This is a genomic window from Pseudomonas sp. MPR-R2A5, from assembly GCF_058793055.1.
Genome location: NZ_JBXAFK010000032.1, coordinates 13,989 through 38,622, shown reverse-complemented (window position 1 = coordinate 38,622; position 24,634 = coordinate 13,989). Strand labels below are relative to the sequence as shown.

The following is a 24,634-nucleotide window of genomic DNA, read 5'->3' as shown; positions in this document are numbered from 1 at the left end:
GTATTGCACGGTAGCGGTCGGGCGACCGCCACCGGTTAAACGGCGGGGGATCAGTACCACTGCTTGAAGCGGCGGATGTAGATCGTCTTCATCAGTTGAGCCACGCAGCAGTAGGCGAGCAGGGTGCCCACCAGCCAAGGGAAGTACGCCAGCGGCAGCGGTTGCAGGCCCACCAGTGTGCCCAGCGGCGAGAACGGCACGTAGATGCCCAGGGCGATGACCACGCCGGTCATCAGCAGTACCGGCCAGGCGGCGGTGCTCTGGAAGAACGGGATCTTGCGGGTGCGCAACATATGCACCACCAGGGTTTGTGAGAGCAGGCCCTCGATAAACCAGCCGGACTGGAACAAGGTCTGCATTTCCACACTGTTGGCGGCGAACACGTACCACATCAGCGCGAAGGTTGTGATGTCGAAGATCGACGAGGTCGGTCCGATCCAGATCATGAAGCGGCCAATGTTCTTCGCGTCCCACTTGCGGGGCTTGGCCAGGTATTCCTTGTCCATCTTGTCCCACGGCAGGGCCAACTGGGAGATGTCGTACATCAGGTTTTGCAGCAGCAGGTGGATCGACAGCATCGGCAGGAACGGGATGAACGCACTGGCCACCAGCACCGAGAACACGTTGCCGAAGTTGGAACTGGCGGTCATGTTCAGGTACTTCATGATATTGCCGAAGGTTTCGCGGCCCTTGAGCACGCCTTCTTCCAGCACCATCAGGCTTTTTTCCAGGAGGATGATGTCGGCCGATTCCTTGGCGATGTCCGTGCCGCTGTCCACCGAGATGCCCACGTCGGCATCGCGCAGGGCCGGCGCATCATTGATGCCGTCCCCCAGGAAACCCACGGTGTGGCCGTTGGCTTGCAGCGCCTTGAGCACCCGTGATTTCTGCAGCGGTGTCAGCTTGGCGAACACCGTGCGTTCTTCCACGCGGCGTTGCAGGGTGGCGTCGTCCATCGCTTCGATGTCCATGCCCAGCAGCGGCTCGCCAGGCTCGAGGCCGACCTGGCGGCAGATCTTGCTGGTGACCACCGCGTTGTCGCCGGTCAGCACTTTCACCGCCACGCCAATTTGTTGCAGTGCCGCAATCGCCGGCCCTGCGGTTTCCTTGGGTGGATCGAGGAAGGTCAGGAACCCCTGGATCACCAGATTGCGCTCATCGGCCGTGGTGTACTGCTGGCGGGCCAAGGCCTTGGGAATATTACGTGTCGCCACCACCAGGACGCGGAAACCGTCCTCGTTATAGTCGTTGGCAAGCGCCAGCAGTTCAGTACGGCGACGCTCATCCAATGGCACGGCGGCCCCGCCTTCCATCACATGGGTGGAAATGCCGAGCATTTCTTCCACGGCACCTTTGCACACCAGCAAGTGGTCGGCGGCGGTGTCCTTGACCACGATCGACAGGCGACGGCGGACAAAATCGAACGGTAATTCATCGACCTTGCTGTAGGCAAAGGGCTGCTGGAACTTCGGGTTCTGTTCCGAGAACTGCACCACGGCCTGGTCCATCAGGTTCTTCATGCCGCTCTGGTGATGGCTGTTGAGCCAGGCCAGGGACAACACCGCGTCATCCCGCTGGCCAAAAGCGTTGACGTGGTGCTCGAGGATGATCTTGTCCTGGGTCAGGGTGCCGGTCTTGTCGGTGCACAGCACATCCATCGAGCCGAAGTTCTGGATTGCGTTGAGGCGCTTGACCACCACTTTGCGCTTGGCCATCGCCGTGGCGCCCTTGGCCAGGTTGGCGCTGACGATCATCGGCAGCATTTCGGGGGTGAGGCCCACCGCGACCGCCAGGGCAAACAGGAAGGCATCGCCCCAGTCACCCTTGGAGAAACCGTTGAGGAAGAACACGATCGGCACCATCACCAACATAAAGCGAATCAGCAGCCAGCTGACGCTGTTCACCCCGCGATCGAAGGCGGTTTGCACCCGCGAGCCGACGATGGCCTTGGCCAGGGAACCAAAGTAGGTGCGCGCGCCGGTGGCCACGACGACGGCTTTGGCCCGGCCGCTGACCACGTTGGTGCCCATGAAGCAGATGTTCGGCAGGTCGAGCAAATTGCCCTGGTCAGCGGCCGGGGAGTGGGCGGACTTTTGCGTCACATCCCCCAGCGTGTCGTACTTCTCCACCGGCAAGGCTTCACCGGTCAGCACGGCCTGGCTGATAAACAGGTCGCGGGATTCGATCAGGCGGATGTCGGCCGGAATCATGTCACCCGCCGACAGTTGCACAATGTCGCCGGCCACCAGGTCGCGCATCGGCACTTCGCGCAGGGTTGGCTGGCTGCCCACTTGTTCGCGGCGCAGCACCGTCGCGGTGGTGCGCACCATGGCTTTGAGGGCCTCGGCGGATTTGGCCGAACGGTGTTCCTGCCAGAAACGCAGCAAGCTGCTGAGCAGGACCATGGTCATGATAATGATGACTTTGGTCGGGTCGACCTCTTCTCCTGCCTGCATCGGCAACCAGCAGTCGGTGAAGAAGCTGATGGCGCCCAAGGTCAGCAGTACGTAGATAAACGGGTTGTTCAATGCCTGCAGGAACTGGACGATGGCGTGAGGCGGCTTGTCGTGGGCGACTTCGTTATAGCCTTCGCGTTGCAGACGCGCGGCGGCGTCGAGTTCGGTCAGGCCATCCTGGGTGGCGCGTACGTTGGCCAGGGTGGCCGACAGGCCGTTGTGGGCTTCGCGGGCGGCACGCATCGACAGTTTGGTGTCGGCGTCGCTGCGCGCTTTTTGCTTCAATGGGGCGTTTTTTACGGCGCTCATGGTGTGTGCTCCTGTCGCCAATTCTCGACAAAACATACCCGTTACTGGCCTGATGACAGGCGAGCGAAAGCATGCCGAGTCGCTAACTTCGCGATCGGTTTAAATAAGGTCTCGATATAACTTTTACTGCGCCCGCCAATAGCGCGTTAGTTAACTAACGCGCAGCGGGTTACGACTGGGCTTGTTCATAAAGAACACCAGGTTATTAATCAGGAAGTTGCTGTTTCCAAACGGTTCAGGCAGCGCGAGTGCTCAGGTAAAGATCGAGCATCAGGCTGGCTTGAGCCAGGCTGGAAACGAGAGGTCTCTGAGGGTCCAGCGGGTCGGCGTGATCCCAGTGCAGCACGCGTTGGCCGCTGGCTGGGCAGATACGCCAGCGCGCCAGCGGGTGAGCCGGGCGCACCGGGGGGGAGGCGGTGGTACAGGCAGGGCGGGCAGGGCAAACGCCCGCGGGCCCACGGCATAGCTTGGCGCGCAAGGCCGCGGCCAGCATGCGTGCATCGGGTAGAGCAATGAGTTGGAAGGTCATAACACACCTCGGGACCGGACGGGCGACCGGTGAGGCAGTTACGGTGGAGCATCAAGCTCTAGCGCAGCTTACCGGACCGGGGAGGCGAGTCCTGTCATATTCTGGGTTGGGCGCCCGATGCCCGCGTTCGCGGTGCTCGGACAGCGACTAGATACTGTGTCCATTGGCTTCTTTTGTGAGGTTTAAAAAAGGCCCCAGTTGCGGGCAGGGGCAATCTACTTAGGCAGTTACAAAATGTCAACGCATAATTAATTAAAGTATCCGGCGTTCAGAGTTCATTCAGGCAAGCCGCGCTCGGAAGTTGCTGGATATATAACTTCATATACCGCGTGCGGCCAAAGCCGCCAGGTAGATCAATACCAAACCGCAGGCGCCGTAACTGATACGTTGCCAGGTCGGTGAGGCGTTCTGGCGCAACAGATTCACCAGCGCCGCAATCAGAAAACACGACAGCACCGAAGCCAGCATGAACCCTGCAAAAAACATCAGCGTTTGCCCATGGCTGGGCGTGGCCCCGACGATGCCCGACAAGGCGCTGCCCAGCGCCCCCCAGTAAACAATGTTCTTCGGGTTGGCCAGGGAAATCGCCGCGCCCACGGCCAACGCATTGGGCCCGGAGCGGGCTGGTGCGCTGTCTGCTTCGGGCAGGTGCCAGGCATCGATCAGGCTGCGTATGCCGAGCCAGGCCAGGTACAACGCGCAAATAATCGTCAGCGGTACGCGCACCGCATCATGCTGGATCAACAGGGCAATACCCGTCAGGCCGATCACCGCCCACACGGCATCGCCCACCAGTGAACCTATCTGTACCAGCAGCGCCGGCATGAAGCCGTGGAGCAACCCGCGGCGCAAGGTCTCTGCCAATACCGCGCCGGGAGAAAGGCAAAACACAAAACCGAATACCAGTGCGTAGAAAAAGATCGTCAGCATGCCCGCGTTCCTTCAAATGTGGGTGGGCAGTGTGAGGATGTGTGCGGGGGGGCGTCTTGAACCAGATTGCGCTTTCAGCGATTCAGGAGGCGTTGGTAGTGCCCCGGCGTCATGCCGTAGGCCGCGCGGAAATGCCGGTTGAGGTGGCTTTGGTCGGCGAACCCCACGTGATGGGCGACCTCGCAGGCCGCCACGCCGTTGCGCAATAGACCTTTGGCCCGCCGAGTGCGCAGTTGCATGGCCCATTGCCGGGGGCTGAGCCCGGTTTCTTTCTGGAAGGCGCGCAGCAGGTGGAATTTGGACAGGCCCAGCTCATCCCCGAGAAGGTCCAGGGACACTGAGCGATGCAGTTGTGCGGCGAGCACTTCCTGGGCGCGACCGATCAGGTTGTGGCCGAGTGTCGTGCTGCCGGGCAGGCGCACGCCACTGGCGTAGACCACTTCCCCCAGCATCAGCACCAGCGCTTCTTCTTGCAGCTCGCGGACCAGGGTGTCATCGCTTAAAGCCGCTTTCACCGCGCCGGCCAATCGTTGCGCAAGGTCGGGCTGAAAGCACAGCGAACGATCGAACTCCACGTGCGCCAACCCCAGGTCAGCCGCCAGTTGATCGGCCGTGGCGTACAGGCTGACGAACTGCCAGGGCGCCCCGTCCGGCGCACCGCCGCCTTGAATCTGCCCTGGGTTGTACAAGGTAATGCTGCCCGGGCCGGCCTCGAACTCACGGCGGTCCAGCCAGACTTTTTCTTCGCCCACCAGGTTCACGCCGATCACGCATTCGTCATGGCTGTGGCGGGCAAACGTCAGGCCGGTGCAGGACGTGGAACTGACTTCGTAGTTGCCCAACCAGGCGTGTTGCATGACGCTCATCGACTCGACTCGGTAAGAGATTGGGCACGAGCATACGCTGGCACAGGGGCTCAGATCGACCGTTGATTGACACGTTGTGACAGCTCATCGGCGCTTTCCTTGCGCTCCGAGTAACGGTCCACGAGGTCCGGGCGTTCACGCAGCAGTACGGTGAACTTGACCAGTTCTTCCATCACATCCACGACGCGGTCATAGAGGGCCGACGGCTTCATGCGGTCGTGCTCATCGAACTCCATGAACGCCTTGGGCACCGAGGATTGGTTGGGGATAGTGAACATGCGCATCCAACGGCCCAGCACGCGAAGCTGGTTCACCGTGTTAAAGGATTGAGAGCCCCCGGAGACTTGCATCACCGCCAGCGTCTTGCCCTGGGTCGGGCGAACGGCACCGAGGGCCAGCGGCACCCAGTCGATCTGCGCCTTGAACACTGCCGACATCGAACCGTGGCGTTCGGGAGAGCACCAGACCTGGCCTTCCGACCACTGCATCAGCGCCAACAGCTCTTGAACCTTGGGGTGGTCGTTGGGTGCATCGTCAGGCAATGGCAAGCCGCTGGGGTTGAAGATTTGCGTGTCGGCGCCGAAGTGGCGCAGCAAGCGCGCGCACTCCTCAACCAGCAACCGGCTGAACGAGCGGGGTCGGTTGGAGCCATAGAGCAGCAGGATACGCGGAGGGTGAGCCAGCCCGGTCTGCCGGGGCGGTGCGAGGCGGGTGTCCAGGTTGGGCAGGGTGGTCATGACGCTCTCCGGTTATAACAGCGCAATGCGCTCGAGTTCAGCCTTCAGCTCAGCGGCGCTGAGGCGGTCGAACGGCAGGGCGAAAAAGGCACGACAGCGGGTCTCGATGGTCTCCAGCGTGGCCTTGAATGCTGCATCGACAAGTGCCTCGTCACCTTGCACATCCGAGGGGTCTTCCAGCCCCCAGTGCGCCTTCAGCGCAGGCCCGAAATACACCGGGCAGGCTTCGCCGGCGGCCTTGTCGCAGACCGTGATCACCACGTCTGGCGGGCTGCCTTCAAAGGCGTCATTGCCCTTGCTGTACAAACCCTCGGTACTGATGCCCGCCGCCTGCAACGTGCTCAGGCTACGGGGCAGGACCTGGCCCTTGGGGAAGCTACCGGAGCTGATCGCCACGAAACCGGGCGGCGCAAGGTGGTTGAACATGGCTTCTGACAGGATGCTGCGGCAGCTATTGGCGGTGCACATGAACAGGACTTTCATCACAGAGTTCCTTCAGAACGTGAGGCGCAAGGCGAGGGCGGCGAGGGTGATCAGCAGCACCGGCAAGGTCAGTACGATGCCGACCTTGAAGTAGTAGCCCCAGGTAATGTTGATGCCCTTGCGCGCCAGGATATGCAGCCACAGCAACGTGGCCAGGCTGCCGATAGGGGTGATTTTCGGACCCAGGTCGCTGCCGATGACGTTGGCGTAGATCATCGCGTCCTTGACCACGCCCACGGCATGGCTGGACTCGATGGACAGCGCACCGATCAATACGGTCGGCAGGTTGTTCATCGCTGACGACAGCAGCGCGGTGAGCACCCCGGTGCCCATCGCTGCGCCCCATACGCCATAGGTGGCGAAGCTGTCGAGCCAGGTCGCCAGGTAGGTGGTCAAGCCGGCGTTACGCAGGCCATAGACCACCAGGTACATGCCCAGGGAGAAGACCACGATCTGCCAGGGGGCTTCCTTGAGTACTTTGCGTGTGGAGATCTTGTGGCCTTTGGCTGCGATCACCAACAGCAGCACGGCGCACACCGCGGAAATCGCGCTGATGGGAATGCCCAGCGGCTCCAGGGCAAAACAGCCCACCAGCAGGATGCCCAGCACCCACCAACCGGCGCGAAAGGTGGCGCGGTCATGGATCGCACTGGCGGGGTCTGCCAGGTCGGCCGGGTCGTAGGTACCGGGAATATCGCGACGGAAAAACCACAGCAGCACCGCGAGGGTCGCGGCGACGCTGACCAGGTTCACCGGCACCATGACTGCCGCGTATTCGTTGAAGCCGATCTTGAAATAGTCTGCCGAAACAATGTTCACCAGGTTGGAGACCACCAGCGGCAGGCTGGCGGTGTCGGCGATAAACCCAGCACCCATGACAAATGCCAGGGTCGCGGCAGGGGAAAAACGCAGGGCCAGCAGCATCGACATCACGATAGGTGTGAGGATCAATGCGGCGCCGTCATTGGCAAACAGCGCCGAGACCAGCGCCCCCAGCAGCACCATATAGGCGAACAACCGACGGCCCCGGCCGCGTCCCCAACGCGCCACGTGCAGGGCGGCCCAGGCAAAGAAGCCGGCTTCGTCCAGCAACAGGCTGATGATGATCAAGGCGACAAAGGTGCCGGTGGCATTCCAGATGATGTGCCACACCACCGGGATGTCCGTCAGGCTGATAACGCCACACGCCAGGGCCAGGATCGCGCCCAGGCTGGCGCTCCAGCCGACGCCCAGGCCCTTGGGCTGCCAGATGACCAGAATGATGGTGAACAGGAAAATCGCACTAGCGACAAGCATGAATAAAAGCTCCGATGGCTCAGCAGCAGGTGCCGGCCCGTTGTGGTCTGTCGCCCATTGCATCAAGACGCAGCGCGTCGTTTTGCAACCATGGCTGATTGGCTTGCAAGGTGGTGTCCAGGACGTGACGCACCCAGTCGGGCAGTGCCGGATTGATGCGGTAATAAATCCATTGCCCTTGGCGACGATCCAGCAGCAGCCCGCCACTGCGCAGTTGTGCCAGGTGGCGGGAGATCTTTGGCTGGCTGTCGTCCAAGGCATGGATCAATTCGCACACACAAAGTTCGCCTTCGCGCAGGATCAACAGCGTCAAGCGCACCCGGGTTGGGTCGGCGAGGCATTTGAACAGGGCTGGAGGGGAGAAAAGATCCGACATGACTGATGCACATATATATGGATATACGAATATACGTATTTCCATATGTTTCAGTCAAATCCTGTTTCGATTGATATGGATCAAGTCAGCGCAAATGCGCCACAAGTGTTTGAAATTAAAATGAAACATGAATGTCCTAAAGTGCCTGCTATTGCCGATGAAGGAATACCTCGCGTGACCCGTGCCACTCGCAACCTGCGCAAGACCCTGGATTCCGTCGCGGAAAATAACGAAACCGCGGCATTCGACCTGATGCGCGCGGTCGAAAAACTCAGCGATGAAGTGCTGCGCCAGCGCCTGCTCAATACGATCCATCGGCTCAACCAGGACGCCCACGAACTGCGTGAAGCGCGGGATTCGGTGGAGCAGGTATCGGTCAGACTGGCTTGAGCCGACGATCACATGAGGAAAACAACTCAAAGGAACGCCTGAAGGGGGAATCTCTACTCAGGGTCAGGAAGCAATCATAGACCTGACAACCTGAGGCCCTAATATGATACCGCCGAGAGTCATAGGCTCGTATTTTGACGCAACGGTGCGTCGCAACGAAGTCAACAGCCCTGCGCAACAACCGCCAGGGCCTGCATCAGGTTCGATACCCCGTACTGAAGGTGTTAAAAAAACCGTCCGCTTGCAATCTCCCCTTGTTACGCCTGAACTCAGGGATTATGTGAAGGCGATAACGTCGAGTTTTCTTACCCCCGCACAAAACACTTCGGCTCTTATCGCGGCCGCACTCAAGAGTCAGTGGAAAATAGAGATAGACCCTGATGTCGCGCGTATCGCAACGTTCAATTATCACCTCGGTCAGCCCAAGCCGGCGGGGGGTAAGTTACTGAACAGCAGCACGCTGACAGAGGCTGCCCTTACAAACATGCGCGACAAAAATCCGGACGATGAAACGGCCAAGGTGCAAAAGCCATGGTGGCGTAAAGTTATCGACCTGGTAGAAGAGAATTCGCCGTTGGCGATGGCCATCCAGCAGCGCCAGCATGTTGCGGATTACGCGGGCGCTCACGAATATATTATTCCGCTGTTCGATCCCAACGCTCAGCACACTTATCATGCGAATGAAACGCTACACCATACGCCGCAGGCATTCCGGGACTTGTTGCGGCAGACCGAACTCAGTGAGCCCTACAAGGCCCACCTGGATAAGTTTTGGCCTGCCCATGAAGATAAATATACGCAATGCAGCAAGTTTGCTTTTGCCGCGGCGGCACAGATCCAGCATAAAGAAGGCAGCCTCAGTAACTATGAAGCAAGCCTCGCCATGCGCGCCGCAGGGTTTGGTGTCGGCAGCCGTCTGAGCGATATGACGGCGGCTGACCTGAAGGCGCCGTTTCGCCAGGACGCCACGCTTGAAACCGGCCTGTTGTCCATTGACGGCAGTCCTTCCACCGATCTCGTCTACGTCACTGACAAGCGCCCGCGCATGAATGGCAAAGGCCAGAAAATCAATCACACGCTGCTGTATATCCCCGGAAACTCCTCACCGATTCATCGATTTGACAGCGTTGCGCAGATGAAAGGCTGGTTGGCGGATCAGGCGGCCGATCCGAACAAACGAGCGCAGTTGAGTACGCATTTCAAAGAAAACGATCAAGACGACAAGGTGTTTTCGGACGGTGTCAAACAAGCGCTTAAGGGGCTGGGCGGCTGGTCCGAGGCAAAAACGCCCAATAAGTGGGGGTTTGAAGCACCCAATGGATGGGACCCGCAGGCCTATATCACCACAGAACCTGTGAGCGATGATCCGTTCCGCGCCATGACGCTGCGACAAAAGGCACGCTCCTATGCAGACGCCGACCATGAGATTGTCACCAACGCCGATGTGCTCAAGCGCCGCCTGACCACGCTTGCCGAGGCCGCGACCACGGCCGCGCTCATGCTGACGCCACTGGCAATGGTCGTTCCAGAAGTAGCGATTGCCGCTGAGGCCGTTTACGTCGCCGCTGGAGCCACTGAAATCGGCGTAGGTGTTGATGATGCGGTGCATGGCAAATCAACGGCCACGGATCGCACAGTGTTCGGTCTGCTCAATGCCGTGCCGAGCGTTTTTCATGCTTCTGCGCGCTTGCCTGGCCTTTCCGTCAGCGGCCTTGGAAAGTTACCGGATGCGATTGAAAAAGCGGCTGGCGAGAACAAGAAACTCTTGGCGTTCGAGGCGGTATTTGACAGCGATGAAGTCGCGCAGACCACCGATGTTGTCGAGTTGTCCGGGGATGCGCCATCCACCAGCGATAATAAACGTGTACGCCTTGATGAATCGCACCCTTCGGAGGACGCCAAACGTATCAAGCTGAATGAGCAGCCCAGGGACCTGAATAAATTAAACGACCTGATTTTTACCTTTGTGGACACTTATAACGGAGCGGAGCGACTGAATATCGTGGCCCATGGCATGCTCGCAGACGACGGCGCAGAGCCGGTGGCGAATATGGTGCTCAATGACGTGAGTTATGACGCCGACGAGTTGACGGAGATGCTGTGGGATAACAACGTGCCCACCGATAAATACGCAAATATACGTTTGTTGATGTGCCATTCGGGGGCCGGCGGAGAGCGTTCTTTTGCTGCGCAGTTTCAGGCGAACGTCGGGGTTCCGGTTAAGGCTTATGCAAACAGAGTCAATGCTGAGTTCACGCTGGACGATATCGAGGCTGTTTTTGCATCGTCGGATCGAAGCAAAAAATTAGTGCAGTTCGATGATGTACTGCCTGCCGAGCGCCGGCATCGAGTGATCAAAAAAAATCCCTATGCTTCCGACGTTGACAGTAAGGATTACGAAAAATACAAAAATTTCAGTTATGAACCTGTGCATTTTCCTCCACGGTCGGAAAACCCTAAACAGGCTGTGGCCGCAGCGTCGATGCCGGCACTCTAGGGCCGCCGTAGAGGCAAGGACGGCGGGGCCCGTGCAATATCGTTCAAGACAACCTGATTAGTACGCTGGCATGCTTGTCGACTGTCTGTCGATGAGCTGCCTTCATGCCTACTGCCTTGCCTCATTACGCGTTCGCCCGTGGCGCGATCGCCGTCATTCCGTTATCCCTGGCCTGTGCGCCGTGGGGACTGCTCGCCGGTTCCATGGCCATTGATGCGCAATTTACGCCGCTGCAAGCCCAGGGTTTATCCGCGATTGTCTTTGCGGGGGCCGCGCAGTTGGTGGCCATCGGCATGGTCAAGAGCGGCGCCAGCCTGGTGTCGATCGTGCTGACGACGCTGTTGCTGACCTCCCAGCATTTGCTCTACGGCATGCACATGCGCCCGACGTTATCCGCGCTGAACACGCGCTGGCGCATGAGCCTGGGTTTTTTGCTGACCGATGAGTTCTTCGCGCTGGTCAACCACTATGACCGTGAGACGTTCAACCGCTGGTACGCCCTGGGGGTGGGCCTGACGTTCTATATCGTCTGGAACCTGTTCACCCTGGTCGGCATCGTGCTCGGCAAGAGCATTCCCGGGCTTGATCAGCTCGGGCTCGAATTTTCTATCGCCGCCACCTTCATCGCCTTGATTACACCGGTGGTTCGTGACGTGCCGACGGTGGTGTGTGTCGCGGTTGCGCTGCTGTGCTCGGTGTGGCTGAGTTACTTGCACTGGGAGTCGGCGGTGGTGGTTTCCGGTGTGTTGGGTATGAGTGCAGGGTTTGCCTGCAAGCGATTGGGGGTAGGGCAGCGATGATCTACCTCATGATTGTGGCGATGGGGCTGGTGGTGTTTCTCAACCGCTACCTGTTTCTCGAGCCGCGGCTGCCAGTACGGCTCAACCGTGGCGCACGGGAGTTTCTCGGTTTTGCCGTGCCGGGCATGCTCACGGCGATCTGCGGGCCGATTGTTTTCCTCGCCGACCACCAGCTCAACCTGAGCCCGGCCAATCCTTACCTGTTGGCCGGAGTCTGCGCGGTCGCACTGATGTTCTGGACGCGTAACGTGCTGCTCACGGTGCTGCTGAGCATGGCGTTGTTCTATCTGTTTCGCTGGTGGCTCTGATACGCAGGCAAAAAAAGCCCGCGGGAGGGCGGGCAGAAGGGAGACTTCTAAAAATGAGCTTGGCCAGTATGGGTGGCACGGTCTTCCTTCACAGTGAAACTAAATTCATACGGCTGACAGCAAAGCAGCCCTGGGCGGGGCTGCGACGGCGCTTTAGGCTAAAACCGGCGCCTGGTCATTTCTTCCTGGACTGCGCCTCGGCAGCCAGGCACTCCAGGGCGAATTGCTCGGTGTAAGTCATCTGGATTGGCGTGCTTTCGCCTTTGACCGTGCGCTCGCCATCGAGAATGTAGCGAATGCGCTTGTCGGTGACACCGATGCGCTTGGCGATCCAGGTGGGTGTCTGGCCGATGCGGCTGATCAGCTTGTCGGCGTAATCGGTGGACGGGTTGTAGTGTTCGGCGTTGGGTGTCATCGGTTTTCCAGGTAGAAGCGAACTCGCAAGTAGGCGACAGGGTGACGTAATAATCCTTGGGTGTCGCCTGCTAATGGTAGAGTCGCGTTTTTTTCAAGGAGGCAATGGCATGCGGAAGGTAGTAGTGGGCGCATTGGTGCTGGCGATGCTCGGCGGTTGCGCAGGTTCGAAGATGAACACGGCGCGCGCCGGTACACCCTACAAGACCCTGGCTTCGGACAAGGCCGCCCTGGTGGTTGCTCAATGCATCCAGTTCGGCTGGCAGGACGAGAGCGTGTTCGGCGTCGATGCCGGCGGGTTCAAGGAGCCGACCGAGGCCGGAGGTTTCACGGTCTACACCACCGGCGGCGATTACTTTGTGGATGTGCGCACTGCCGGTGCCGGCTCCACCATCAATTACTTCGCCGCCCAGGACGATATGCCAGCCAAGCGCCGGTTGGCCGCTCTCGCGACCTGTCTGTAATCCGTTGCCTTAGCCGTTTTCGGAAATGCCCGGCGGGACAGCCACTGGGCATTGCCTTATGATTCACTCGCTCGCTCGACGTGATGGCTCTTTGCCAGTACACGGATGTCGAGGCCCAACGTCGGGCGGGCACCCTTTGCATCGGCGCGTGCCTTCAACGAGGCATATAGCCCAGGTGCCAGCGGCGGGGGATCTTCAACGTCACCACCCCCAGGAATGCCGCCAGGGCACCGCTGACCAACAGCGCACGCAGGCCCAGCTGGTGCTCCAGCAGCGCCCCGAGCACCGCGCCGACAAACATCCCCGTCCACGGGATCAATTGCACGCGCCAGCCACTGCGCCGTTCTCCCATCATCCAGCGGCCCAGCCCGCGCCCGAAGCGTGAAAGCGCCCCGGTGACATAGGTGAGACCCACCGGCAAGCCGTTGACCTCCTCGACCGCCGCATTGAGCATGCCCATGGCCACGATCGCCGCCAGCAACGCCGGCAACATTTCCGCAAACGGCCATAGCGCACCGCCGCAGAGCAGGGCCGCGATGCACAACAGCAAAGGCAGGGCATGGCGTTGACTGACGCGACTGACGACCACCCCCAACGCGTTGCCAGCGATAAAGGTGGCAACCAGCAACAGCAGGCGCCCGGTCAGGCCGAGGTCCCCCTCGCTGATCGCTACCGCCAGGCGCGTGGTATTACCGCTCATGAACGAAACAAAGTCGCCGCTGGCCATGAAGCCAATGGCGTCCGTCATACCCGCCAGCACCGAAAGGCTGGCGACCAGCATCAAGCCGACTCGGCCGCGCCATCGCTCTCGGTGAGCGAGTGCGGCGTTGGTGTAAGGCTTGCGGGATGAAGGCAGCATGGGGCCGGGTTCCTCGGTGAGATTATCCGGCCACTACCGTAGGACGCTTTGTGCGTCCGCGCAATGATCTCAGACACCCTCCAGTCGCCAACCCTCGTTTCGCCAGGTCAAGTAGTGGGTGGGCTCGATGGCCTGCAGAAAGGCTGCGTCGTGTGACACCGCGACGATCGCCCCATTAAAACCTTTCAACGCCTGTTCGAAGGCGAGCACCGACTCCAGGTCCAGGTGATTGGTCGGCTCGTCCAATAACAGCAGTTGCGCCGGGACTTGCCGCCACAGGGCGACCGCCATCGCGGCCTTCAAGCGTTCGCCGCCGCTGAGGTGCCCCGTCGGTCGTGTCACCCGCACCGCATCCAGTTGCAGCAGGGCCAGGCGGGTGCGCACGTCGGCTTCCGCCAGCGGTGTGTCGAGCAGGTTGAGTTGCTCGATGATGGAGCGCTGGTCGTCCAGCAATGCCAGGTGCTGATCGATGTAGGCACACGGGACCGGCACTGAGCATTCGCCACTGACCGGCTGCCATTGGGCCGCCAGCAGCTTGAGCAAGGTGGATTTACCGCAACCGTTCGGCCCACGCACGGCGACGCGCACGGGGCCCGCCAGGCTGAACGTGATCGCCGGCTGATCCACCCACGGCAGGCGGGCCTCGACCAGGGCCACGACTTGCCGGCCATTGGGGACTGCCGAATCCGGCAAGGCCAGCAACGTTGGTGTCTGTTGCGCCACCCGTTCGTAGGCGTGGCGCACCTGCGCATCCAGCTCGTTCTTGCAGGCCTGATGGGCACTGCGCAGCTTGCTGACGATTTGCGTCGCCGCGCCTTTCCAGCGGGCCTTGGTGAAGCGGTCGACGTTGGCGGTCTCGGCATGCTTGCGTGAACGGGCGGCGCTGCGCTGCAGGCTGTCATGGTCATTTTGCAGGCGCCCACGCTCGCGGCTGCGTTCCAGGCGGGCGTGTTCCCAGGCCGAGACGGCGGCGTGTTGCTCGGTGTCGCGCTGTTTACGATAGGCCTGGTAATTGCCGCCATACACACGAGCGCCGAGGGGCGAGAGTTCGATGATGCGGCCCAGGCTGTCGAGCAGTTGCCGATCATGGCTGACCACCACCAGGCCGCCGCGCCAGTCGTGCAGCGCTTGCAGCAGCCACTCGCGACCGGCGCTGTCGAGGTGGTTGGTCGGTTCGTCCAGTACCAGCAACTGCGGCGCCGCCAGGAGGGCGCCGATCACCGCGACTCTGGCCAACTGGCTACCGCTGAGTCGATCGGCTGCGGCGTTGAAGTCGAGGCCGTGCAGTCCGGCTGCATCCAGGGCTGTACGCAGGCGTTCGGCAAGGCCCCAGCGCTCGTCAATCAGTTCCAGGTCATCGCTTTGCCCCTGGCCTTGGGTCATGCGTGCAAGCGCGGCCAATACTGGAGCGGTGCCCGTGACATCGGCCACGGTTGTTCCAGCCCGGATGGCCAGGGCCTGCGGGACGTAGGCCACGCTGGCGTATGCCTTGAGTGTCCCGGAGGAGGGGCGCAGAACCCCGGCGATCAATTGCGCCAGGATGCTTTTGCCGCAGCCATTTCGGCCAACTATCCCGGTGGGGGTGTGATCGATGGACAGGTTCAGGTCTTCCAGCAAGGTTTCGCCATGGGCGAACTGGAAGGACAGGTGTTGCAGGGATACAAGCACGGGCAGCCGGTTGACGTCAGTCATCAGCACCTCCAAAAAAATGTCGACAGGCCAACAAGCGCGCCAGGCGGCTCGTTGCAGATACATTTTGGAAGGTTTAGTGATTCACGTCGGCGGTCGTCCCGTGAGTTGGAAGGGAGGCAGAGGCTAGCCTACCTTGGCCTTGTCCGGCAAGTCGGCAGCCAGTTGTTCCAGGAACATCGCCAGCGCGACTTCCTCGGCTTTCAGGCCCTTGCGTACCCGCGGCCTGGGCAGTTTCGATAGCTGGCCGAGGCTGAAATGCTCAAGCACCGCCGGGTGGATATAACACTTGCGGCATACCGCCGGCGTGTTGCCCAGTTGCTTGGCGACGTCCTTGACCATCGCCACCACATGGCGTTTGGCGTCGGACTCCGGTTGCCACTCCAGTTCGCGCAGGACCGCCAGCGCCATGGCGGTGCCGGCCCAGGTGCGGTAGTCCTTGGCGGTGAAGTCGGCGCCGGTGAGGCTGTGCAGGTAAGCGTTGACGTCATGGGAGCTGACAGTGCGGCGTTCACCGTCTTCGTCCAGGTACTGGAACAGGTTCTGCCCCGGCAACTCCAGGCAGCGCTTGACCACGCTGGCCAGGCGTCGGTCCTTGACGCTGACTTGATGCTCGACACCACTCTTGCCGCGAAACTGGAACTGGATCTCGCTGCCCTTGATGTCCACATGCCGGTTGCGCAGGGTGGTCAGCCCGTAGGATTTGTTGGCACGGGCGTATTGGGTGTTACCGACCCGAATCAATGTGGCATCCAGCAGCATGACCACGGTGGCCAGCACCTTTTCCCGAGTGAACCCCGGTTCGGCGAGTTGCGCTTGCAGCTGCTTGCGCAGTTTGGGCAGGGCTTCGCCGAACGCTTGCAGGCGTGCGTATTTGTCAGTGTCGCGTACTTCACGCCAGCGTGCGTGGTAGCGGTACTGCTTGCGTCCGCGCGCGTCGCGGCCGGTGGCTTGCAGATGGCCGCGCGGGTCGGCGCAGATCCATACATCGGTATAGGCGGGCGGTACGGCCAGGGCGTTCAGGCGCTTGATGTCTTCGGGATCGGTGATGCGCTTGCCCTGGGGATCAAAGTACTGGAATTTGCCACGCAGCTTTTTACGGCGAATGCCTGGCTGCGTGTCATCAACATAATGCAGGTCGTGGGGCAGGTCGGCGGGCAACGCAGAATCGGGCATGGCGCAGGGTCCTTGGCAATCAGTCAGGCCGGTATGTCTGATTGACCGCAGGGTTTTGCGGTCGTGCCAAAAAGGTTTGTCATGCCAATACGGCAACCGCCTTGATCTGCGCCCATAGCATCTGCCCAGGGTGCAGTTGCAATTGGTCGCGGGAGAAACGGGTGATCCGCGCCAGCAACGGCGTGCCGCCAGCATCCAGGCGCACCAACACGTGGGCGCTGTTATCCGCTGAAATTTCCTGGGTAACCGTCACCGGCAGGCGGTTGAGGATGCTGCTGGGTTCTTCGCCTTGCAGGCTGAGGCTGACATCCCGCGCCTGCACCTTGATCCGCAGGGCCTTGCCCAGTGCGAGCGGTGCATGGGCCACACGCATGCGCAAGGCGCTGCCGGGCAATTGCAGGGTGAGCAATTGGTAATGCTCATCGTAGGCGCTGACGGTGCCGCTGATCACCACACCGGCGTCGTCGCCCAACGCCAGGGGCAAGTCCAGGCGAGCCAGGGTTTCACCGATGGGGCCACTGGCCAAGGCTTTGCCTTCGCTGAGTAATACGATGTGATCGGCCAGGCGTGCCACCTCGTCCTGGGCGTGGCTGACATAGAGCACCGGGATATCCAGTTCGTCATGCAGGCGCTCCAGGTACGGCAGGATCTCGCCCTTGCGTTTGCTGTCGAGCGCCGCGAGCGGTTCATCCATCAGCAGTAACTTGGGGCTGGTCAGTAATGCCCGGGCGATGCCAATGCGCTGGCGTTCCCCCCCGGACAGGTGCTGTGGATGACGTTCGAGCAAATGCCCGATACCCAATAAGTCCGTGGCCTGGGCCATGTCAACGCGCCGCGCCTGGCGAGGGATGCGCTTGAGGCCGAACTCCAGGTTGGCCCGCACGGACAAATGCGCAAACAGGCTCGCCTCCTGGAACACATAACCCAGCGCGCGCTTATGCGGCGGCACGAACAGCCCGCTGCGGCTGTCCTGCCAGATTTCATCGTTGACCTGGACAAACCCGTCCTTGGCGCGCTCCAGCCCGGCGATGCAACGCAGGCAGGTGGTCTTGCCGGAACCCGAATGCCCGTACAGGGCTGTCACGCCGCGACCGGGCAAATGCAGGTCCACCTCCAGCGCAAACGCGGCGTACTTGAGATGCAGGCGCACATTAATCATCGACATCAACTCCAGCCCATCTTGGTTTTACGGCTGGAGTAGAGCGCCAGCAATACAAGGAACGCGAAGATCACCATGGAACCGGCCAGCCAATGGGCCTGGGCATACTCCATCGCTTCGACATGGTCGTAGATCTGCACTGAGACCACCCGGGTCTTGTCCGGGATATTGCCGCCGATCATCAGCACCACGCCGAACTCACCGACGGTATGGGCAAAACCGAGAATCGACGCGGTGATGAATCCCGGGCGTGCCAGGGGCAGGATCACCGTGAAAAACGTGTCCCAGGGATTGGCGCGCAAGGTCGCAGCCACTTCCAGCGGGCGTGTGCCGATGGCGGAGAAGGCGTTTTGCAACGGCTGCACCACAAACGGCATGGAATAGATCACTGAACCGATCACCAACCCGGCGAAACTGAAGGTCAGGGTGCCCAGGCCCAGCCATTGGGTGAACTGGCCGAAATAGCCATTGGGCCCCATGGTTAACAGCAGGTAGAAGCCAATGACCGTGGGCGGCAGCACCAGCGGCAGGGCGACGATCGCACCAATGGGGCCGCGCCACCAGGAGCGGGTGCGCGACAGCCACAGGGCAATCGGAGTGCCGATGACCAGCAGGATCACGGTGGTCAGTGAGGCCAGCTTGATGGTCAACCAGATAGCGGAAAAATCGGCACTCGAAAGTGGCATTTAGAGCTCATAACCGTAGGATTTGATAACGGCAGCGGCTTTTGGCCCTTTCAGGTACTCCACCAGTGCCTTGGCTGCGACGCTGTCTTTGCCTTTGTTGAGGATCACCGCGTCCTGCTTGATTGGGTCGTGCAGCGACGCGGGGACAATCCACGCCGACCCGCTGGTGACTTTGCCGTCTTTATAGATCTGCGACAAGGCGACGAATCCCAGCTCGGCGTTGCCGGTGGAGACAAACTGGTAGGCCTGGGTGATGTTTTGGCCTTCAACGATCTTGTCCTTGACCTTCTCGGTCAAGCCTTCTTTGGCCAGCACCTGGGTGGCAGCGAGGCCGTACGGCGCGGCTTTCGGGTTGGCAATGGAGAGGTGCTTGAAGTCGTTCTTGTTCAGGACCTCGCCCTTGGCGTCCACATAGCCTGCTTTGGCCGACCACAGCGCCAGGGTGCCCACCGCGTAGGTGAAGCGCGAGCCCTTGACGGTGGCGCCTTCGTCTTCGAGTTTTTTCGGGGTGGTGTCGTCGGCGCTCAGGAACACCTCGAACGGCGCGCCGTTCTTGATCTGGGTGTAGAACTGCCCGGTGGCGCCATAGGCCGCGACCAGTTTATGGCCGGTGTCTTTTTCGAAGTCAGCGGCAATTGCCTGGATCGGTGCGGTGAAGTTGGCGGCCACGGCCACCTGCACTTCATCGGCATGGGCCGAACCCACGGCGAAGGCAGCCATCAGGGTGGCCAGGGCGGTTGGGGCCAGGCGTGCGGCGCGAATCATCATGAAGCAGCTCCTTGGGACGTGTACGGCTCGTTATAGGTTGAAGGCTTAACCGCTATGTATGGGAATATATAGCGGTTGGCCATTGCCGGTACAGTGCAAAGTTGCCACAGGCCTGCTTCTACTTGAGCTTCGCCAGGGTTTGCCTGGCCAGTTCGCGGGTCAGCTCAAAGGTTCCGATATCCTTGCCCAGCCGCAGCGCTTGGCCTGACCACAGGTTGCTGAAGCCCGCTTCGTCCTTGGCCTTGAGTGGCATCAAGGCCCCACCAGCCCGCGGAAACGCCGGAGCCAGCGGGTTGATCGCCCCCAGTTCACGCATGACGCGGTTGACAATGCCACGCGCCGGCCGGCCGGTGAACAAGTTGGTCAGTGCAGTTTCGCTGGCCTGGGCATGACGTAACGCATGATGGTGGGACGCACTGACGTTCGCTTCGGGCGTGAACAGGTAGGCGGTGCCCATTTGCACGGCAGAAGCACCCAGGGCGAACGCCGCCACAATGCCACGCGCGTCACCAATACCCCCGGCCGCAATCACCGGCACGCTGACCGCGTCGACAATCTGCGGCACCAGTGCCATCAAGCCAATCTGGGTGTTGAGGTCGTCGCTCAGGAAAATCCCACGGTGCCCGCCCGCTTCAAGGCCCATGGCAATGATTGCATCGCAGCCCTGCTGTTCCAGCCACACGGCTTCTTCGACGGTGGTGGCCGAGGAAAGCACCTTGGCCCCCGTGGCTTTTACCCGGTCAAGCAACGCTTTTTCCGGCAGGCCGAAGTGAAAACTCACCACCTCGGGGCAAAATGCTTCTACGACCTGGCACGCCGCGTCGTCGAACGGCGCACGGTTGGACACGGGAGTCGGCGCATCGAAGTCGGCGCCCAGTTCGCGGTAGTAGGGTTCCAGCAGATGCTTCCATTGACGGTCACGCTCGTCGTCGACCAATGGCGGCTGATGGCAGAAAAAGTTCACGTTGATCGGCCGCGTGCTGCCCTGGCGGATAGTGGCCAAGGCTTCGCGCAGTTGCTCGGTGCTCAGCGCCGCGGCAGGCATCGAGCCCAGCGCGCCGGCTTGGTTGGCGGCGATGACCATGGCCGGGGTGGTGGCACCGGCCATGGGTGCCTGGATGATGGGCACGTCAATGCCCAACAGGTCGAGAATACGGGTGTCTGGCCAGGTGCTCATAGGATGCGTCTCCAGCGTCAGTAGGACTGTGCGCTGTTTTAGCAGGGCCCTTGGCACCCGGCCAGTCTGTTTTATTCACTGGACGAAGCGGGTATTTCGTGCGCTGTCATCAGTCGATGGCGTAGATCTGCGGGGCAAAGTGGCCGGCAAGGTCGAGGCTTGCCAGGCGCAGGACCTGGCGTTGATCTACATCGGCATCCGTCAGGCTTTTGTCGGGCTTTCCCGTTCCAGCAGTTGCCGCTTGCGCTCCACGCCCCAGCGGTAGCCCGACAGTTCGCCATCACTGCGCACCACGCGGTGGCAGGGAATGGCCACCGCGAGGCTGTTGGCCCCACAGGCCTGGGCCACCGCCCGAAACGACTGGGGCGCGCCAATCCGCTGGGCGATCTGCGCGTAGCTGGCGGTACTGCCCGGCGGAATGTCGCGCAAGGCCCGCCATACCCGTTCCTGGAACGCCGTGCCGCGCAGGTCCAATGGCAGGTCGAGGCCCAGGGCCGGCGCTTCGATAAAACCCACTACTTGCGCGATCAATTGTTCGAAATCGCGATCGGCGCCGATGATGTCGGCTTTAGGAAATTGATCCTGCAGGTCGCGTACCAGCTTGTCTGGGTCGTCGCCCAGCAGGATCGCGCAGACGCCGCGATGACTCTGCGCAACCAGAATCGCGCCCAGCGAACATTGGCCAACGGCAAAACGAATCGCGTTGTTGGTACCGCCGGCCTTGTAGTCGCTTGGCCTCATGCCGAGTAACTGATTGGCAGATTCATAGAAGCGGCTGTTGGAGTTGAAGCCGGCGTCATACAGGGCGTCGGTGACCGAACGCTGATCCTTGAGCCCATCGCGGATTTTGCGCGAGCGATGGGCACTGGCGTAGCCCTTCGGGGTCAGGCCGGTGACGGACTTGAATACCCGGTGGAAGTGAAAGGGGCTCAACCCGGCGTGCTGGGCCAGTTGCTGCAGGCCTGGCGCGGTGTCGGCCTGCTCGATCTGCCGGCAGGCGTCGGCCACCAGGCGGGCGTGATGCGCGGCCCGTTGCGTCTGATCGCCGGCGGCACGCTTGCTGGGCCGGTAGCCTGCCGCTTCGGCCTGTTGCGCGGTGTCAAAGAATTCGACGTTTTCCGGGCGCGGCAAACGCGAAGCGCTGCTGGGGCGGCAATACACGCCGGTGGTCTTCACGCCGTAGACAAACAGCGCGTCGGCCTCGGGGTCACGGGCCAGGATGGCTGCCCAGCGGGGGTCTTGTGGATTGATCATTGCCTGCACTCCTGACGGGTCACCGCCAGATTAGTCGGGACGCCTCGGCCTGGCACTCTGAAGCTTGCGGTCAAATCAGCCGGCGGTGCGAAAGGTCAGGTTGATACGTTGCGGGCCCATGATGGGATGCACGCCATCCTTGATCGGCATCACCCCATGGAAACGCAAGCGATCGACACCGCCCCACACCACCACATCGCCGTGGAACAACGAGACTTTTTGCGCCTTGTCGCTGCGTTCATGGCCACCAAACAGGAAGATCGCCGGTAGCCCCAGGGACACACTCACGACGGGCGCCGAGTAGCGGCGCTCGTTTTTGTCCTGATGCAAAGACATCTTTGCCCCTGGCACGTAACGGTTGATCAGGCAGGCGTCGGGCACAAAGTCGTTGAACCCGGCTTGCGCAGCCGCCTGCACCGCCAGTTGGCGCATCGCGTCGGGCAGTGCCGGCCAAGGCTGCTGGTTGCGCGGGTCCAGCGCGCTGTAGCGGTAGCCGTTGGCATCCGTGTTCCAGCCCAATTCGCCGCAGCTGCTCAAGGCCGCCGACATGGTAAATCCGCCTGGGGTGACCATCTTGCGAAATGGCGATTGCGCCAGTACACGGCGCAATTCGGGTAGGAGGCGCTCAATCCAGGGCAGGGCATAACCTCTGAGGACGTAGGACTGTTCGCCAATCTGCTCGCGCTTCTGCGGTTGTTGCAGCGCATCATCGGCAAACAGGTCAGCGGTAGGGCCGGTCATGTCCTTACAGCGCCTTGCTCACATTGATGTCGGTGATTTCGTCGTTGGCATCGTGAATTTTTGCCAGGGCTTGCTTGGCTTCTTCAACGCTGTTGGTGTGCAACTGGGCAAATTCAAAACGACGCTCGCCGTTGAGCTTGTACTTGATGACGTATTTGGTGGTAGTCACAGCTTCTTTCCTGTCGAGAGTCCGGATCAGCTCAGTTTGGAGCTGGTGCGACGAACGATGCGGATCTTGTGGGACAAGGTGGGTTTACGGGTGACGCTGATGGCGCGGCGGGTCACGACGTCCAGGGTGATGTTCCAGAACCCGGTGCTCGGCGCGGTGATTTTTGCCGGGAATTTGTCGAAAGCGCCGCCGTGGTAGGTGTGGCGCCCGCCATTTTTGAAGCTGCGAAAGTTGGCGTCGCTCATCAGGCGAATGTTGCAGGTTTGCGAGCATTCGATAACAACGATGTCTCCTTCGTTGAGGTGCTCGCGCTGGTGGATGAATTTCATGGGGGTGTCTCCAGAAGGGCTTTTTCTGAAAAATCAGAACGATACGTAGGTTAAGATGGAGTTTATCAGCCCCAGCGCGTTTATTATCGGGCCGTCGTCGACGACTTTGACAATTTAAAACAGTTATCTACCGAGTTATCAGGGATAAATCCTACTTTGGCGGGAGAAAATTACCATCCCCGCTGTCGTAGGGTCTTTATCGGAGGTTTTTTATGAAGTGGAGTGTGTTGGTTCTGGCCCTGGCGCTAGGTGGGTGTGCTTCGGTTGCAGACATCAAGCAGACCCCGCCGACGTTGGCGGTTATATCCGGGAAGAAACCACAGGAATATGCTGCCTGTGTGGTGCGCAAACTGTCCACGACGCGCCGGCCGCCGCAGATCGAACCTCATAAGGAGGGGGTACAAGTCATCGTGCCACAGAAGTTCTCCGCCGACCCTTCTGCGATTTTCGAGATCGAAGAGCGTTCCAGTGGCAGCAGCATCAAGCTCTACGAGAGCATGTCCAACGTGCCTATCCGTCCGGGTGACGTCAAGAAGGCCGGTGAAGAGTGCATTTCCGGCTAAGCCGCGTGAACCCGCCGCCCCTTGAATCCGATAAAAGAAGCCTGGCCCTGTCGTAACAGCGCCAGGCTTTTTTATGAGTTGTCGCCACCCGCCAAGCGTTACAACCTGAGCCAGGACGCCGGCCTGGGAGGTGGCCGCCGACGTCAGCAGCCACGAGCGGCCACGCGGGGGTCAATCTTTACGCTCAAACCGCAGAGGGCGTGCTGATCGGGCAGGGCATCCGTTAAACTGTCGGTCATTCAATGCAAAAATGCCGCTCAAGCCTTGGGTTTGCGCGGCATTTGTCTTTATGTGGAAACCTGTCATGAAACGCGAACACGTCAGAGCCCAACATGCCGAGGGTCAGATTTCGGCCACCCATGTCATCCAGAACCCCGCCGATCCGGGCGAGTGGATCGTATTCTTCAAGAAAAGCGGTGGGCGCAGTTTTTTCCTGGTGGATGATCAGGATGAGGTGGAGTCGTTCCAGCGCCTGGACGACCTGATCGAGACCATTCGCGGCCTCGGCATCAAGTTTGCGGAAATTCACATGTAGGGCACTTGCGCCTACTTGCAGACCACTACCACGCTGCGGCTTTTGAAGTTGCCGACGTCCTTGCCCAGGGTCTTGTCATCTTCACTCAACGCCGGCGTACCCTCGGTACCGACGATGCGATAACCGGTGCCCGCGCAGGAGGCGTCAGCCTTTTCGTAGCAACTGGCCCAGGAGTTGGCTTCGCCCGAGCAATCGATGGTCAGCCCCTGTTCGCCGTTTTTCAGATAGACGTCAGAGGTGGTGGTGCAACCGGTAAGCGCCAGTACCGCAGTCAGGGCCAGAATCTTGTTCATGTGTGTTCGTCGTCAAAGGTGTTGGAAGGAGCGCGGACACTGTCGTGGGGCGTTTGCGGAAGATTATAGCGAACTGCCATGTAGGTACAGACAAACACAAAAAAGCCCCGTTGAACGGGGCTTTATGCGCTGGGCGGCGAGGTTTACTTGCCCTTCGGGCGCTTGCTCGACGCATGGCCTGCTTCATCCACGAACACTTCGGCAACCGCAATCGCTTCACGTTCGGTCGCGAATGTGCCGGCGACGCTGTCTCCGTGGAAGTTGATCAGGTGCCAGCCGTCCGCACGCTGGGTGATCAGGTAGCCATTTACGCCTTTGGGTTCTGACATCTATTAACAATCTCGTGGTCGGATTCAAAGGCGTAATGATAGCGCCAAATGT

Annotated in this window: 29 protein-coding genes and 1 pseudogene; 8 read left to right on the top strand and 22 right to left on the bottom strand. The window is 60.6% G+C overall.

What is annotated here, in order from left to right; translation table 11 throughout:
- Positions 1–50: 50 nt before the first annotated feature.
- The 8 genes from mgtA to AC1Q6I_RS21790 all read right to left on the bottom strand — a co-directional run bounded on the left by mgtA (position 51) and on the right by AC1Q6I_RS21790 (position 7,982).
- Positions 51–2,765, bottom strand: coding sequence for a magnesium-translocating P-type ATPase (gene mgtA / locus AC1Q6I_RS21825; protein ID WP_041160946.1), 2,715 nt, complete (start codon positions 2,763–2,765; stop codon positions 51–53).
- Positions 2,766–3,000: 235 nt separating this feature from the next.
- Positions 3,001–3,294, bottom strand: a complete 294-nt coding sequence (locus AC1Q6I_RS21820) for a hypothetical protein (RefSeq protein ID WP_102642566.1) — start codon at positions 3,292–3,294, stop codon at positions 3,001–3,003.
- A 318-nt stretch (positions 3,295–3,612) separates the two neighbouring features.
- The gene (locus AC1Q6I_RS21815) at positions 3,613–4,224 is read right to left on the bottom strand and encodes a LysE family transporter (protein WP_024075668.1); all 612 of its coding nucleotides are present in this window, start codon (positions 4,222–4,224) and stop codon (positions 3,613–3,615) included.
- 74 nt (positions 4,225–4,298) lie between these two features.
- The gene (locus AC1Q6I_RS21810; RefSeq protein WP_173903831.1) at positions 4,299–5,090 is read right to left on the bottom strand and encodes a helix-turn-helix transcriptional regulator; all 792 of its coding nucleotides are present in this window, start codon (positions 5,088–5,090) and stop codon (positions 4,299–4,301) included.
- A 50-nt stretch (positions 5,091–5,140) separates the two neighbouring features.
- Positions 5,141–5,827, bottom strand: coding sequence for an arsenical resistance protein ArsH (gene arsH, locus AC1Q6I_RS21805; protein ID WP_024075666.1), 687 nt, complete (start codon positions 5,825–5,827; stop codon positions 5,141–5,143).
- 12 nt (positions 5,828–5,839) lie between these two features.
- Complete coding sequence (locus AC1Q6I_RS21800; protein WP_024075665.1) at positions 5,840–6,310, bottom strand: arsenate reductase ArsC; 471 nt, start codon at positions 6,308–6,310, stop codon at positions 5,840–5,842.
- A 12-nt stretch (positions 6,311–6,322) separates the two neighbouring features.
- Positions 6,323–7,606 (bottom strand): arsenic transporter, encoded by a 1,284-nt coding sequence (locus AC1Q6I_RS21795; protein ID WP_024075664.1) that lies wholly within the window; start codon positions 7,604–7,606, stop codon positions 6,323–6,325.
- Between the two features lie 19 nt (positions 7,607–7,625).
- Positions 7,626–7,982 (bottom strand): metalloregulator ArsR/SmtB family transcription factor, encoded by a 357-nt coding sequence (locus AC1Q6I_RS21790; protein WP_024075663.1) that lies wholly within the window; start codon positions 7,980–7,982, stop codon positions 7,626–7,628.
- Positions 7,983–8,156: 174 nt separating this feature from the next.
- Here AC1Q6I_RS21790 and AC1Q6I_RS21785 point away from each other — a divergent pair, with 174 nt between their 5' ends.
- The 4 genes from AC1Q6I_RS21785 to AC1Q6I_RS21770 all read left to right on the top strand — a co-directional run bounded on the left by AC1Q6I_RS21785 (position 8,157) and on the right by AC1Q6I_RS21770 (position 11,977).
- Complete coding sequence (locus AC1Q6I_RS21785; protein ID WP_024075662.1) at positions 8,157–8,372, top strand: hypothetical protein; 216 nt, start codon at positions 8,157–8,159, stop codon at positions 8,370–8,372.
- Positions 8,373–8,517: 145 nt separating this feature from the next.
- Complete coding sequence (locus tag AC1Q6I_RS21780; RefSeq protein WP_146015750.1) at positions 8,518–10,869, top strand: dermonecrotic toxin domain-containing protein; 2,352 nt, start codon at positions 8,518–8,520, stop codon at positions 10,867–10,869.
- Between the two features lie 104 nt (positions 10,870–10,973).
- On the top strand, positions 10,974–11,669 hold the full coding sequence (locus AC1Q6I_RS21775; protein ID WP_024075660.1) for an AzlC family ABC transporter permease: 696 nt from the start codon (positions 10,974–10,976) through the stop codon (positions 11,667–11,669).
- Complete coding sequence (locus AC1Q6I_RS21770; protein ID WP_102625021.1) at positions 11,666–11,977, top strand: AzlD domain-containing protein; 312 nt, start codon at positions 11,666–11,668, stop codon at positions 11,975–11,977. The genes AC1Q6I_RS21775 and AC1Q6I_RS21770 overlap by 4 nt, the downstream gene beginning before the upstream one ends.
- Positions 11,978–12,152: 175 nt before the next feature.
- Here the strand turns inward: AC1Q6I_RS21770 and AC1Q6I_RS21765 are convergent, their stop codons facing one another.
- Positions 12,153–12,392 (bottom strand): hypothetical protein, encoded by a 240-nt coding sequence (locus tag AC1Q6I_RS21765; protein ID WP_024075658.1) that lies wholly within the window; start codon positions 12,390–12,392, stop codon positions 12,153–12,155.
- Between the two features lie 109 nt (positions 12,393–12,501).
- Here AC1Q6I_RS21765 and AC1Q6I_RS21760 point away from each other — a divergent pair, with 109 nt between their 5' ends.
- Positions 12,502–12,855, top strand: coding sequence for a hypothetical protein (locus tag AC1Q6I_RS21760; protein WP_024075657.1), 354 nt, complete (start codon positions 12,502–12,504; stop codon positions 12,853–12,855).
- 154 nt (positions 12,856–13,009) lie between these two features.
- Here the strand turns inward: AC1Q6I_RS21760 and AC1Q6I_RS21755 are convergent, their stop codons facing one another.
- The 11 genes from AC1Q6I_RS21755 to AC1Q6I_RS21705 all read right to left on the bottom strand — a co-directional run bounded on the left by AC1Q6I_RS21755 (position 13,010) and on the right by AC1Q6I_RS21705 (position 22,862).
- Positions 13,010–13,714, bottom strand: a complete 705-nt coding sequence (locus tag AC1Q6I_RS21755; protein ID WP_102625022.1) for a YoaK family protein — start codon at positions 13,712–13,714, stop codon at positions 13,010–13,012.
- A gap of 69 nt (positions 13,715–13,783) precedes the next feature.
- Positions 13,784–15,406 carry an ABC-F family ATP-binding cassette domain-containing protein gene (locus tag AC1Q6I_RS21750; protein ID WP_102625023.1) on the bottom strand — a complete coding sequence of 541 codons (1,623 nt, stop codon included), beginning with the start codon at positions 15,404–15,406 and terminating at the stop codon, positions 13,784–13,786.
- A gap of 123 nt (positions 15,407–15,529) precedes the next feature.
- The gene (locus AC1Q6I_RS21745) at positions 15,530–16,579 is read right to left on the bottom strand and encodes a DNA topoisomerase IB (protein WP_024075654.1); all 1,050 of its coding nucleotides are present in this window, start codon (positions 16,577–16,579) and stop codon (positions 15,530–15,532) included.
- Between the two features lie 79 nt (positions 16,580–16,658).
- On the bottom strand, positions 16,659–17,744 hold the full coding sequence (modC, locus tag AC1Q6I_RS21740; RefSeq protein WP_024075653.1) for a molybdenum ABC transporter ATP-binding protein: 1,086 nt from the start codon (positions 17,742–17,744) through the stop codon (positions 16,659–16,661).
- On the bottom strand, positions 17,744–18,424 hold the full coding sequence (gene modB / locus AC1Q6I_RS21735; RefSeq protein ID WP_024075652.1) for a molybdate ABC transporter permease subunit: 681 nt from the start codon (positions 18,422–18,424) through the stop codon (positions 17,744–17,746). The genes modC and modB overlap by 1 nt, the downstream gene beginning before the upstream one ends.
- On the bottom strand, positions 18,425–19,144 hold the full coding sequence (gene modA, locus AC1Q6I_RS21730; RefSeq protein ID WP_370531124.1) for a molybdate ABC transporter substrate-binding protein: 720 nt from the start codon (positions 19,142–19,144) through the stop codon (positions 18,425–18,427).
- A gap of 166 nt (positions 19,145–19,310) precedes the next feature.
- Positions 19,311–20,369 carry an NAD(P)H-dependent flavin oxidoreductase gene (locus AC1Q6I_RS21725; protein WP_102625024.1) on the bottom strand — a complete coding sequence of 353 codons (1,059 nt, stop codon included), beginning with the start codon at positions 20,367–20,369 and terminating at the stop codon, positions 19,311–19,313.
- 201 nt (positions 20,370–20,570) lie between these two features.
- Positions 20,571–21,623 carry a bifunctional DNA-binding transcriptional regulator/O6-methylguanine-DNA methyltransferase Ada gene (gene ada / locus AC1Q6I_RS21720; RefSeq protein ID WP_102625025.1) on the bottom strand — a complete coding sequence of 351 codons (1,053 nt, stop codon included), beginning with the start codon at positions 21,621–21,623 and terminating at the stop codon, positions 20,571–20,573.
- A gap of 75 nt (positions 21,624–21,698) precedes the next feature.
- Complete coding sequence (alkB, locus tag AC1Q6I_RS21715; protein ID WP_069076037.1) at positions 21,699–22,364, bottom strand: DNA oxidative demethylase AlkB; 666 nt, start codon at positions 22,362–22,364, stop codon at positions 21,699–21,701.
- Positions 22,365–22,368: 4 nt separating this feature from the next.
- Positions 22,369–22,533 carry a hypothetical protein gene (locus AC1Q6I_RS21710; protein ID WP_168232635.1) on the bottom strand — a complete coding sequence of 55 codons (165 nt, stop codon included), beginning with the start codon at positions 22,531–22,533 and terminating at the stop codon, positions 22,369–22,371.
- 26 nt (positions 22,534–22,559) lie between these two features.
- The gene (locus AC1Q6I_RS21705; RefSeq protein ID WP_024075646.1) at positions 22,560–22,862 is read right to left on the bottom strand and encodes a DUF1883 domain-containing protein; all 303 of its coding nucleotides are present in this window, start codon (positions 22,860–22,862) and stop codon (positions 22,560–22,562) included.
- Positions 22,863–23,074: 212 nt separating this feature from the next.
- Here AC1Q6I_RS21705 and AC1Q6I_RS21700 point away from each other — a divergent pair, with 212 nt between their 5' ends.
- From AC1Q6I_RS21700 to AC1Q6I_RS21690, 3 genes and pseudogenes are all read left to right on the top strand, one after another.
- A complete protein-coding gene (locus tag AC1Q6I_RS21700) occupies positions 23,075–23,425 on the top strand; it encodes a hypothetical protein (protein ID WP_024075645.1) in 351 nt (116 codons plus the stop codon).
- 121 nt (positions 23,426–23,546) lie between these two features.
- Positions 23,547–23,652 (top strand): annotated as a pseudogene (locus AC1Q6I_RS21695) (c-type cytochrome); the annotation flags it as partial.
- Positions 23,653–23,729: 77 nt separating this feature from the next.
- On the top strand, positions 23,730–23,960 hold the full coding sequence (locus tag AC1Q6I_RS21690; RefSeq protein ID WP_069076036.1) for a hypothetical protein: 231 nt from the start codon (positions 23,730–23,732) through the stop codon (positions 23,958–23,960).
- Between the two features lie 11 nt (positions 23,961–23,971).
- Here AC1Q6I_RS21690 and AC1Q6I_RS21685 read toward each other — a convergent pair whose 3' ends face one another.
- A complete protein-coding gene (locus AC1Q6I_RS21685; protein WP_024075349.1) occupies positions 23,972–24,253 on the bottom strand; it encodes a hypothetical protein in 282 nt (93 codons plus the stop codon).
- A gap of 143 nt (positions 24,254–24,396) precedes the next feature.
- Positions 24,397–24,582, bottom strand: coding sequence for a hypothetical protein (locus AC1Q6I_RS21680; protein WP_016969599.1), 186 nt, complete (start codon positions 24,580–24,582; stop codon positions 24,397–24,399).
- Positions 24,583–24,634: the final 52 nt, after the last annotated feature.